The organism is Agromyces sp. NPDC056965, assembly GCF_042673425.1.
Lineage (GTDB): Bacteria > Actinomycetota > Actinomycetes > Actinomycetales > Microbacteriaceae > Agromyces.
This window is the reverse complement of the sequence record NZ_JBHURI010000041.1, coordinates 1-10,953: the sequence shown is the minus strand read 5'-3', so window position 1 is coordinate 10,953 and position 10,953 is coordinate 1. Positions and strand designations below refer to the sequence as shown.

Below are 10,953 nucleotides of genomic sequence, written 5' to 3'. Positions count from 1 at the left end.
TATGATTCCCGAGCCTGGGCTCGTGGCCGAGAGGTGCACGACGCTGAACGCGCCGGGCTCGAGCCCCGCGGCATCCGTCACGTAGGAACCGAGTGGTGTGCCGGTGGCGAGCGCCACCTCGCGCATGATCTCGGGAAGCACCGGGCGGTGGCTGCAGATGATCGCGCTCCTGCCGGCGCGCACCCGCTTGCCGACGACGCGTCGCACCTCGTCGTCGCCGGCCTCCCACGCGTCCTGGCTGATGCCGGCGTCGCGCTTGATCTCGATGCCGGTGGCGGCGGAGAGCGGAGTGACCGTCGTGACGCAGCGCACGGCCGGACTCGACACGATGCGCTTCGGCGCCCATGCGCCGAGCGTCGCGACGAGTCCCGCCGCCTGTTCGACCCCGCGCTCGGTCAACGGACGCGCGGCGTCGTCGCCCTTCCAGCCCGACCGGCCGACGGCCTTGCCGTGTCGCACGAGCGCGAGCGCGAAGGTCGACATGACGCCCTGGTCGAGGAGCTTCGCGAAGGCGTCGAGGATCTCGACGTCGGGCTCGTAGCTCAAGTAGCCGCGGGCGCGCTTGACGGTGACCCATTCGAGCGCCGCGACCTCGGCGTTGGGCTTGAACGTCGAGCGCTGCACGGCGCGGTCGCTCACCTCGGCCGCCCAGTAGTGCACGATCTTCTCGCGGCCGCTCGGCAGCGGATACCGGGAGACTCCGAGCGGCACGCCGAGCGCGACCGCGAGGCCGGTCTCCTCCTCGATCTCGCGCACGGCGGTCTCGGGCAGGGACTCGCCCGGGTCGACCTTTCCCTTCGGGATCGTGACATCGCCGTAGACCGTGCGGTGGATGACCAGCACGTGCACCTTGCCGTCGATGAGGCGCCAGCAGACCGCCCCCGCGGCGTAGATCGCCGTCGTCACCGCCGTGGTCCCGATCGCGGGCGCTGCCCCGAGCGGGTGCGCTGGCCGATCTGCTGCATGAGCCTATTCTGCATGTCGTCGAGCGGATGCCCCGCCTCGTCGGTCGCGTGGCGGACCCATTCGCCCGACCCGTCGAGCCACCACGAACTCGTCGTCTCGGCCATCGCGAGGTCGAAGAGCGACTCGATCTCGGTCAGGTGGTTCGCGTCGGCCAGCCGCACGAGGGCCTCGACCCGACGGTCGAGGTTTCGGTGCATCATGTCGGCCGAGCCGATGTAGACCTGCGGATCGCCGTCGTTGACGAACGAGAAGATGCGGGAGTGCTCGAGGTAGCGACCGAGGATCGATCGCACGGTGATGTTCTCGCTGAGCCCTGGGATGCCGGGGCGGAGGCTGCAGATGCCGCGCACCCACACCTCGACCGGCACGCCGGCGTTCGATGCGCGGTAGAGCGCGTCGATGATCGCCTCGTCGACGATCGAGTTCACCTTGATGCGGATGCCCGAGGGGCGCCCGGCCTCGGCATTCGCGATCTCGCCCGCGATGAGCTTCAGGAGGCCCTTGCGCAGGTGCAGCGGAGCCACGAGCAGTCGCTTGAACTTCTTCTCGATGGCGTAGCCCGAGAGCTCGTTGAAGAGGCGCGTCAGGTCTTTGCCGACCTGGTCGTCGGCCGTGAGCAGGCCGAGGTCTTCGTAGATGCGACTCGTCTTCGGGTTGTAGTTGCCGGTGCCGATGTGGCTGTAGTGGCGGAGGCCGCCCTTCTCCTGCCGGATCACGAGCGCGAGCTTGCAGTGCGTCTTCAGCCCGACGAGGCCGTAGACGACGTGCACGCCGGCCTTCTCGAGCTTGCGCGCCCATGAGATGTTGGCCTGCTCGTCGAAGCGGGCCTTGATCTCGACGAGCGCGAGCACCTGCTTGCCCGATTCGGCCGCGTCGATGAGCGCCTCGACGATCGGGCTGTCGCCGGAGGTGCGGTAGAGCGTCTGCTTGATCGCGAGCACGTCGGGGTCGGCGGCCGCCTGCTCGAGGAAGGCCTGCACGCTCGTGGCGAAGGACTCGTAGGGGTGGTGCAGCAGCACGTCCTGCCGCGAGACCGCGGTGAAGACGTCGGCGCGCAGGTTCGAGTCGCTGGGCTGCAACTGCAGCGCCGTCGTCGGCACGTGCGTCGGGTAGTGCAGCTCGGGCCGGTCGAGGCGCGACAGGTCGAAGAGGCCGCCGAGGTCGAGCGGGGCGGGCAGGCGGAAGACCTCCTGCTCGGTGACGTCGAGCTCGCGCACGAGGAGCCCGAGCGTCACGTCGTCCATGTCGTCGGTGATCTCGAGGCGGATGGGCGGGCCGAACCGGCGGCGCAGCAGTTCCTTCTCGAGCGCCTTGATCAGGTTCTCGGTCTCGTCCTCCTCGATCTCGACGTCTTCGTTGCGCGTCACGCGGAACACGTGGTGCTCGACGATCTCCATGCCGGGGAAGAGGTCGCCGAGGTGGTTGGCGATGAGGTCTTCGAGCGTGATGTACCTGGCGTCCTCGATCGACTCGCCCGGGTCGACCCGCACGAACCGCGGCAGCATCTGCGGCACCTTGACACGGGCGAACTCCTGCCGGCCGGTGCGGCTGTTGCGCACGCGCACGGAGAGGTTGAGCGAGAGGCCCGAGATGTAGGGGAAGGGGTGGGCCGGATCGACCGCGAGCGGCATCAGCACGGGGAAGATCTGCTTCGAGAAGTAGTCGCGCAGGTGCTCGCGCTCGACGTCGCCGAGCTCGGCCCAGGTGATGACGCGGATGCCGGACTCCGCGAGCGTCGGCTTCACGAGCTGCTGGTAGGCCGCCGCGTGCCGCTCCTGCAGCTCGTGCGCCTTCGCCGAGATGTCGCTCAGCACATCGAGCGGCGAGCGGCCGATGTTCGAGGGCACCGCGAGGCCCGTGACGATGCGCCGCTTCAGGCCGGCGACCCGCACCATGAAGAACTCGTCGAGGTTCGACGCGAAGATCGCGAGGAAGTTCGCCCGCTCGAGCACGGGAACCCGCGGATCCTCGGCGAGCTCGAGCACGCGCTGGTTGAACGCGAGCCAGCTGAGCTCGCGGTCGAGGTAGCGTTCGGATTCGAGCTCGGGCGCGCCTTCGAGGTCGAACGGCTCGAAGTCGTCGTCGAAGTCGCTCGCCGTGCGGTCGTCGATGATGCTGTCGGCGGTCATCCTGACATCATGCCACTGGGGTGTGACCGACAGATGAGGTATCGGTCAACGGGCGGTGACGGGCAGGTCCTCGTCGTCCTCGTGCACGTTGAAGCGGTAGCCGACGTTGCGCACCGTGCCGATGAGGCTGTCGAGGTCGCCGAGCTTGGCGCGCAGCCGACGCACGTGCACGTCGACCGTGCGCGTGCCGCCGAAGTAGTCGTAGCCCCAGACCTCGCTGAGCAGCTGCTCGCGGGTGAAGACCCGCGACGGATGCGCCGCGAGGAAGCGGAGCAGCTCGAACTCCTTGTAGGTGAGGTCGAGCGTGCGACCGTGCACCTTCGCGGAATAGCTCGCCTCGTCGATCACGACGCCGGAGGTCTGGATGCGCTCGCTCGGCTGCGACGACTGCGATCGCCCGATCGCCAGACGGATGCGGGCATCGAGCTCTGCCGGCCCCGCGTGCTCGAGCACGACGTCGTCGATGCCCCAGTCGGGCGTGACCGCGGTGAGTCCGCCCTCGGTGACGATCAGCACGAGCGGCACCGAGAGGCCCGTGGTGCGGAGGATCTGCGAGAGGGCCTTCGCACCGGTGAGATTGGTGCGGGCGTCGAGGAAGACGAGATCGGATTCCGGCGCTCTGACCAGCTGCTCAGGCGAAGCGGGAATGATCCGCGTTCGGTGAGTCAGGAGTGACAGGGCCGGAAGAACATCATCGTTGGCTGCCGGCGACAAGATCAGCAGCTGCGCCACGCATACCCTCCAGTAGTAAGGTGCGGTCAATACTACGGGACGCGACGAGGCGCTCCGCGACACGAATGGGGAGACGTTTTGGATCAGACCGACACGAGCAGCGGATGGCTCGGGATCGCCGTCGTCTGGGCGATCGCGCTCGTCGGCGCGGTCGTGGTCGTGACGCTCGCCTACACGGGAACCGCCGCATGGTTCGGTGACGGATCGCGGCTCGGCGTCTACGGTGCGCTCGGCATCGTGCTCGCGGCATCCGTCATCGGAGCGCTCATCGTGCAGCTCGCGACACGGCGCCCCGAGGGATTCGTGCTGCGCGTCAGCTGGAGCATCACCGGGGCCGCGGCGATCGTCGCGATCGCCGCCCTCGTGGTCGCGCCCATCGCGACCGCGTGAGCGGGATACACTCGAAGCATGTCTGAGCTGCTCGCCCTCGAACTCCTCTTCATCGGCCTGCTCGGTCTCGCGAGCCTCGCGATCGCGTGGATCAGCGGCGTGGTCGTCTACAAGCTCTTCAAGGGCCAGCGCTAGGTGCCGTGAGGACGTGGCGATGATCGACCTGCCCGTCGACCTCCCGGCCGAGCTCGTGCCGCTCTCGTGGCTCCTCGGAGTCTGGGAGGGGTCGGGCGTCATCGACTACAAGGTCGGCGACGAATCGGTCACCCACGAGTTCGGTCAGCGCGTCAGCTTCAGCCACGACGGCCTGCCGCACCTGAACTACACCTCCTACACGTGGCTGTTCCCCGCGGAGGAGGGCGGCGAACCGACGCCGCTCGTCACCGAGACCGGCTACTGGCGGCTCGCCCGTGAACTCGGCGACGGCGACCAGGGCCCCGGCATGCTGCCGGCGATCGGCGAGCCCCGGTTCGCCGATGCCGAGTCGGTCGAGTCGCTGCGCAACGCCGACGGCGGGTTCGACATCGAGGTGTCGCTCGTGCACCCCGGCGGCGTCAGCGAGCTCTACCTCGGCCAGGTCAAGGGGCCGCGCATCGACCTCGCGACCGATGCGGTTATGCGGGGGAGCGGCGCGAAGGACTACTCGGCGGCGACCCGCCTCTACGGTCTCGTCGACGGCCACCTGCTCTGGGCGTGGGACATCGCCGCCCTCGGGCAGGAACTCCGCACCCACGCGTCGGCCCGACTCGCGAAGGTCGACTAGATGACCGAGTCCCCGTTCCTCGCGCTTCCCGGGGCCGTCGCGGCACCGGCCGACAGCGTCGACCTCGGCGTCGCCGGCCACTACGGCAATCCGATCATCGAGCAGCGCCACCTCGAGCGCGGTGCGGCGATCGTCGACCTGTCGAACCGCGGCGTCGTGACCGTGAGCGGGCCCGACCGCCTGTCGTGGCTGCACTCCATGGCGAGTCAGGCACTCGCTCGCCTGCAGCCGGGCGAGGGCACCGAGGCGTTGCTGCTCGATGCGTCGGGCCGGGTCGAGCACGCGGCCCACGTGATCGACGACGGCGAGACGACCTGGCTCATCGTCGAGGGCGATGAGGCCGCAACGGTCGCCGCCTTCCTCGATCGCATGCGCTTCATGCTCCGCGTCGAGGTCGCCGACGCGAGCGGCGACGTCGCCGTGCTCGGCGCCATGTCGACGGCGGCGCTCGACGCCGCGACGCCGGCCTTCGCCCCCGCAGGCGTCGCGCTCGACTGGGTCGACCCCTGGGCGCACCCGGGCCCCGGCGGGCACCAGTACGCCCACGACGCGGGCCACCCGGCAGCCGAGTGGCACTGGATCGAACGCATCGTGCCGCGCAGCTCGCTCCCCGAAGCCGCCGCCGCCGTACGCGCCGGCACGGTCGATGCCGCGGGCTCGCTCGCGGCGGAGGCACTGCGGGTCGCCGCCTGGCGCCCGCGGCTCGCGACCGAGGTCGACGAGCGCACCATCCCGCACGAGCTCGACTGGCTCCGCAGCGCCGTCGACCTCGGCAAGGGGTGCTACAAGGGCCAGGAGACGGTCGCCAAGGTGCTGAACCTCGGCCGCCCGCCGCGCCGACTCGTGCTGCTCCACCTCGACGGCAGCGACACCGTGCTGCCGGCGCCGGGCGACGAGGTCGTCGGCGAGAAGGTGCGCCCCGAGCCTGCCGCGGGCGAGGAGCCCGAGCGCAAGGTCGTCGGCCGCATCACGACGGCCGTCATGCACCACGAGCTCGGGCCGGTCGCGTTGGCCGTCGTGAAGCGCGCCGTGCCCGCCGAGCTGCCGCTCATCGTGCTGAGCCACGGCGTCGAGGTCGCGGCCGCGCAGGTCGAGATCGTTCCGGCCGACTCCGGTGCCGCGGTCGAGGTGCCGCGACTCCCGCGCCTCGGCGTGCACAAGCGGTAACCTCGCGCGGGCGACGGATGCCCCGCCGCTAGGCTGGTCGCATGCCTCACACCCTCGTGCTGCTTCGCCACGGCAACAGCGAATGGAACCAGAAGAACCTGTTCACCGGTTGGGTCGACGTGCGGCTCAGCGAACTCGGCACGGCCGAGGCGGCGCGCGCCGGCGAGCTGCTCGCCGAGTCGAACCTGCTGCCCGACGTGCTGCACACCTCGGTGCTCACGCGTGCGATCCAGACGGCGAACATCGCCCTCGACGTCGCCGACCGCGCGTGGATCGACGTGCGTCGCACCTGGCGTCTCAACGAGCGCCACTACGGCGCACTGCAGGGCCTCGACAAGGCCGAGACGCTCGAGAAGTACGGCCCCGAGCAGTTCCAGCTCTGGCGCCGTTCGTTCGACGTGCCGCCGCCCGTGCTGGCCGACGACGCCGAGTACTCGCAGGTCGGCGACCCGCGGTACGCGAACCTGACCGACGACGAACTGCCCCGCACCGAGTGCCTGAAAGACGTCATCGCGCGCATGCTGCCGTACTGGGAGGAGGGCATCGTGCCCGACCTCGCGGCCGGCAAGACCGTGCTCGTGACCGCGCACGGCAACTCGCTGCGCGCCCTCGTGAAGCACCTCGACGGCATCAGCGACGACGAGATCGCCGAGCTCAACATCCCGACCGGCATCCCGCTCGTCTACCGCCTCGGCGACGACTTCATGCCGCTCGGCCCGGGCGAGTACCTCGACCCCGAGGCGGCTGCCGCCGGTGCCGCCGCCGTGGCGGCGCAGGGCAAGAAGTAGCTCCGGCTCCCACGAACGACGAAGGCCCGGCGGATGTCGCATCCGCCGGGCTTCTCGCACGCTCGGCCGAGGCCGGGCGCTCGCGCGTCAGAGCGCCGACTTCTCGGGGTCCCAGTCGCCCGTGGCGAGGTACTGCACCTTCTTCGCGATCGAGACCGCGTGGTCGGCGAAGCGCTCGTGGTACCGGCTCGCGAGGGTGGCGTCGACGGTGTCGACGGCCTCGCCCTTCCACGTCTCGCCGAGCACCTTGTCGAACACCTGCAGGTGCAGGGCGTCGATCTTGTCGTCCTCGTTCCGGATCTCCTCGGCGAGGTGCACGTCCTCGGTGCGCAGGAGCTCGACGAGTCGGCGCGCGATCTCGACGTCGAGTCGGCCCATCTCGGCGAACGTGGGCCGGAGCGACTTCGGCACCACCTTGTCGGGGAAGCGATAGCGGGCGAGCTGCGCGATGTGGGTCGACATGTCGCCCATGCGCTCGAGCGAGGCGCTGATGCGCAGCGCGCTGACGACGATGCGCAGGTCTCGCGCGACCGGCTGCTGGCGCGCGAGGATCGTGATCGCGAGCTCGTCGAGTGCGACGGTCTCCTGGTCGATGTGGTCGTCGTCGGCGATCACCTCCTCGGCCAGGCTCACGTTGGACTCGTTGAAGGCCCGCGTCGCCTTGTCGATCGAATCGGCGACGAGCCCGGCGAGCCCGACGAGCCCTTCCTGCACTTCGCGCAGTTCCTGCTGGAACACCTCACGCATGTCTTCGGATCCTTGTCTGTTCTGGCCCGTGCCGGGCGCGGACGTGCCCGGGCATTCCGGCCCTCGGGACATCCTCCCGGCGGAACATGAACAACAGGTGCCGGGATTCTGAATAGTCGTTAACGTACCGCCGCACAGGCGGCCAACGGCGAATCCGCCCCGAACCGCTGGTTAGGGTTGAGCCATGGACTCCACCTGGTCGGTGCTCACCGCGCTGGCCTTCGGCATCTTCCTCGGCGCCGCATTCATGATCGTGCTGCACATGGCCGAGCGTCGCGGCTCGAGCGCTGCGAAGGTCGTCGCACCGACGATCCCCGACGGGGTCGACCAGGTGCTCGACGTGCTGGAGTCGGCGGGGGTCGTGCTCGATCCGTCGAACAACGTGCTCCGCGCCTCACCGGGCGCCCTCGCGATGGGGCTCGTGCGGCAGCAGTCGCTCGTGCATCCCGAACTGCTCGAGCTCGCTGCATCCGTTGGGCGGGGCGGCGAGCCGCTCGTCGACGAGGTGACCGTGGCGCGCGGGCCGTTCGGCGAGTCGACCATGCGCCTGCACGTGCGCGTCGCCCGGCTCGGCACCCGCTTCGTGCTGCTGCTCGCCGAGGACCGCACCGAGGCGCACCGGCTCGACGAGGTGCGCCGCGACTTCGTCGCCAACATCAGCCACGAGCTCAAGACGCCGATCGCGTCGGTGAGCCTGCTCGCCGAGGCGCTCGACCAGGCCGCCGACGAGCCCGAACAGGTCCGCCGCTTCGCCGGCCGGCTCTCGGTCGAGGCCGCGCGCCTCGCGCACATCACGAGCGAGGTGATCGAACTCTCGCGGCTGCAGGCGCGCGATGCGCTCCGGCCCGACCGGCTCGTGCGCGTCGATCGGGTCATCGCCGCTGCGGTCGACCAGAACCGCGTCGTCGCGGGCGGCAAGCAGGTCGAGGTCGCCGTGCGCGCATCGACCAAGGCCGAGGTCTACGGCGACCAGGCGCTCCTCGTCGTGGCGGTGCACAACCTCATCGCCAACGCGATCGCGTACTCGAACCCCGGTGGCAGGGTCGGCGTCGGCGCGAAGGTCGACGGCGACGTCGTCGAGATCGCGGTCACCGACCAGGGCATCGGCATCGAGGCCGAGGAGCTCGAGCGCGTGTTCGAGCGGTTCTACCGCGTCGATCAGGCGCGCTCCCGCAATACCGGCGGCTCGGGTCTCGGCCTCAGCATCGTCAAGCACACCGTGCAGAACCACGGCGGCGACGTGCGCGTGTGGTCGCAGCCCGGTCGCGGTTCGACCTTCATGATCCGGTTGCCGCGCGCCGAAGCGGCGATCGAACCCGATTCCGACGACGGTCGCGAGACCGATTCCATTGAACGAGGAGACCGTACGTGACCCGCATCCTGCTCGTCGAAGACGAGATCGCGCTGAGCGACCCGCTGAGCTTCCTGCTCGAACGAGAGGGCTACGAGGTGGAGGTCGCGGCCGACGGCCCGTCGGCCGTCGAGGCCTTCGACCGATCGGGCGCCGACCTCGTGCTGCTCGATCTCATGCTGCCCGGGCTGCCCGGCACCGAGGTGTGCCGCGAGATCCGGAACCGTTCGACGGTGCCGATCATCATGCTCACGGCGAAGGACTCCGAGATCGACATCGTCGTCGGGCTCGAGCTCGGCGCCGACGACTACGTCACGAAGCCGTACTCGACCCGTGAGCTGCTCGCGCGCATCCGGGCGGTGCTGCGCCGCCGCATCGAGATCGAGGACTTCGACGAGGCCGTCATCGAGGGCGGTCGGGTGCGCATGGACGTCGACCGGCACACGGTCGAGGTCGACGGCGAGCCGGTGCCCATGCCGCTCAAGGAATTCGAGTTGCTCGAACTCCTCATGCGCAACCCCGGCCGGGTGCTCACCCGTGGCCAGCTCATCGATCGCGTGTGGGGTTCCGACTACTTCGGCGACACGAAGACTCTCGACGTGCACATCAAGCGGATCCGCTCGAAGATCGAGCAGCAGCCGTCTGAACCGGTGCAGCTCGTCACCGTGCGCGGGCTCGGCTACCGCTTCGAGGCCTGAGCCGACACGCGAAACGGGTGGGATGCCGAAGCATCCCACCCGTTCGAGTCTGTTCGCCGAGGCTACGGAACGAGGTTCTCGTACTCGGGGAGCCGGCCGTCGAGCACCGGGATGAGCTTCTCGACGCCCTCGGCGCCCGAGTACTCGAAGAACATCGGCAGGAACTCGCCGGGCAGGGTGTCGATGCCCTCGAGCACGATCGGCTCGACCTCATCGGTGCCCTCGACGGCGTCGACGCCGAAGACGACCTGGGAACCGGCCTCGACCTCGATGGTCTGGGATTCGCCGCCGCCCTCGCCGAACTGCACGTCGAGCGAGACGTCTTCGGTGCCGGTGTTGACGACCGTCATGACGAGCGTGCCGTCGACGCCGTCGTCGGAGACGACGAGGACGTTGCGGAGGTCGAGCTGGCCGACGTCGACCGAGACGCCGTCGCTGGCGTCGTAGTGCTCGGTCGTCGCCTGGTAGGTGACCATCGAGCAACCGCTCGCGCCGAGCGCGATGCCGATGGCCAGAGCAGCGGATGCCGCGAGACGCGCCTTCACAGAACCTCCAAGTGCGTGGTGCGCACGAGCGGAGGCCCGGGCGCGAAGGGATCGCACCGAGCATATCGTACGAGCCGCGCCCGCTTCGAGAGGGGGCGGAACCTTAGCATGATCCCGAATGTGATATCCTGATAGTTGCCGAAAGGACATCTATTCATGCTTTTTGAGGTTGGCGAAACCGTCGTTTACCCCCACCACGGTGCCGCAACGATCACCGAGGTCAAGAAACGCATCATCAAGGGTGAAGAGAAGCTCTACCTCAAGCTGAACGTCACGCAGGGCGACCTCGTCATCGAGGTGCCCGCTGAGAACGTCGACCTGGTCGGCGTTCGCGACGTCATCGGCAAAGAGGGCCTCGACAAGGTCTTCGAGGTGCTGCGCGCCCCCTTCACCGAGGAACCGACCAACTGGTCGCGTCGTTACAAGGCGAACCTCGAGAAGCTCGCATCAGGTGACGTGATCAAGGTCTCGGAGGTCGTGCGCGACCTGTGGCGCCGCGATCAGGACCGCGGGCTCTCTGCAGGCGAGAAGCGAATGCTCGCCAAGGCTCGTCAGATTCTCATCTCCGAGCTCGCGCTCGCAGAGAAGACCGACGAAGAGGCGGCTTCGACCGTCCTCGACGAGGTCCTCGCCTCGTAGCGGGAGTCTTCACGAACGGCGGGTGCCCATGCACCCGC

At 69.2% G+C, this 10,953-nt stretch carries 12 protein-coding genes; 7 read left to right on the top strand and 5 right to left on the bottom strand.

The window, feature by feature from the left end:
- The 3 genes from ACFTQE_RS11850 to ACFTQE_RS11840 all read right to left on the bottom strand — a co-directional run.
- Positions 1–906 (bottom strand): NUDIX domain-containing protein (locus ACFTQE_RS11850; RefSeq protein WP_376925258.1); only part of this gene is annotated, 906 nt, incomplete at its 3' end.
- On the bottom strand, positions 903–3,095 hold the full coding sequence (locus ACFTQE_RS11845; RefSeq protein ID WP_376925257.1) for an RNA degradosome polyphosphate kinase: 2,193 nt from the start codon (positions 3,093–3,095) through the stop codon (positions 903–905). The genes ACFTQE_RS11850 and ACFTQE_RS11845, both read right to left, overlap by 4 nt.
- Before the next feature lie 45 nt (positions 3,096–3,140).
- Entirely contained in the window at positions 3,141–3,827 is a 687-nt protein-coding gene (locus ACFTQE_RS11840) for a DNA-binding response regulator (RefSeq protein ID WP_376925256.1), read from the bottom strand.
- A gap of 78 nt (positions 3,828–3,905) precedes the next feature.
- Between ACFTQE_RS11840 and ACFTQE_RS11835 the strand changes: the two genes are divergently transcribed.
- The 4 genes from ACFTQE_RS11835 to ACFTQE_RS11820 all read left to right on the top strand — a co-directional run bounded on the left by ACFTQE_RS11835 (position 3,906) and on the right by ACFTQE_RS11820 (position 6,935).
- The gene (locus tag ACFTQE_RS11835; protein ID WP_376925255.1) at positions 3,906–4,217 is read left to right on the top strand and encodes a hypothetical protein; all 312 of its coding nucleotides are present in this window, start codon (positions 3,906–3,908) and stop codon (positions 4,215–4,217) included.
- Between the two features lie 154 nt (positions 4,218–4,371).
- Positions 4,372–4,980 carry an FABP family protein gene (locus tag ACFTQE_RS11830; protein ID WP_376925254.1) on the top strand — a complete coding sequence of 203 codons (609 nt, stop codon included), beginning with the start codon at positions 4,372–4,374 and terminating at the stop codon, positions 4,978–4,980.
- Positions 4,981–6,147 (top strand): YgfZ/GcvT domain-containing protein, encoded by a 1,167-nt coding sequence (locus ACFTQE_RS11825; RefSeq protein ID WP_376925253.1) that lies wholly within the window; start codon positions 4,981–4,983, stop codon positions 6,145–6,147.
- 41 nt (positions 6,148–6,188) lie between these two features.
- Positions 6,189–6,935 (top strand): phosphoglyceromutase, encoded by a 747-nt coding sequence (locus ACFTQE_RS11820; RefSeq protein ID WP_376925252.1) that lies wholly within the window; start codon positions 6,189–6,191, stop codon positions 6,933–6,935.
- 87 nt (positions 6,936–7,022) lie between these two features.
- On the opposite strand, the gene phoU is transcribed toward ACFTQE_RS11820, so the two are convergent.
- Positions 7,023–7,682, bottom strand: a complete 660-nt coding sequence (gene phoU, locus ACFTQE_RS11815) for a phosphate signaling complex protein PhoU (RefSeq protein WP_375834888.1) — start codon at positions 7,680–7,682, stop codon at positions 7,023–7,025.
- A 184-nt stretch (positions 7,683–7,866) separates the two neighbouring features.
- Between phoU and ACFTQE_RS11810 the strand changes: the two genes are divergently transcribed.
- The gene (locus ACFTQE_RS11810) at positions 7,867–9,054 is read left to right on the top strand and encodes a sensor histidine kinase (protein ID WP_376925251.1); all 1,188 of its coding nucleotides are present in this window, start codon (positions 7,867–7,869) and stop codon (positions 9,052–9,054) included.
- Positions 9,051–9,731 carry a winged helix-turn-helix domain-containing protein gene (locus ACFTQE_RS11805; protein ID WP_376925250.1) on the top strand — a complete coding sequence of 227 codons (681 nt, stop codon included), beginning with the start codon at positions 9,051–9,053 and terminating at the stop codon, positions 9,729–9,731. The genes ACFTQE_RS11810 and ACFTQE_RS11805 overlap by 4 nt, the downstream gene beginning before the upstream one ends.
- 62 nt (positions 9,732–9,793) lie before the next feature.
- Here ACFTQE_RS11805 and ACFTQE_RS11800 read toward each other — a convergent pair whose 3' ends face one another.
- Positions 9,794–10,276 carry a hypothetical protein gene (locus ACFTQE_RS11800; protein WP_376925249.1) on the bottom strand — a complete coding sequence of 161 codons (483 nt, stop codon included), beginning with the start codon at positions 10,274–10,276 and terminating at the stop codon, positions 9,794–9,796.
- A gap of 156 nt (positions 10,277–10,432) precedes the next feature.
- Here ACFTQE_RS11800 and ACFTQE_RS11795 point away from each other — a divergent pair, with 156 nt between their 5' ends.
- A complete protein-coding gene (locus ACFTQE_RS11795) occupies positions 10,433–10,915 on the top strand; it encodes a CarD family transcriptional regulator (protein ID WP_022889889.1) in 483 nt (160 codons plus the stop codon).
- The last annotated feature ends 38 nt before the right edge of the window (positions 10,916–10,953 follow it).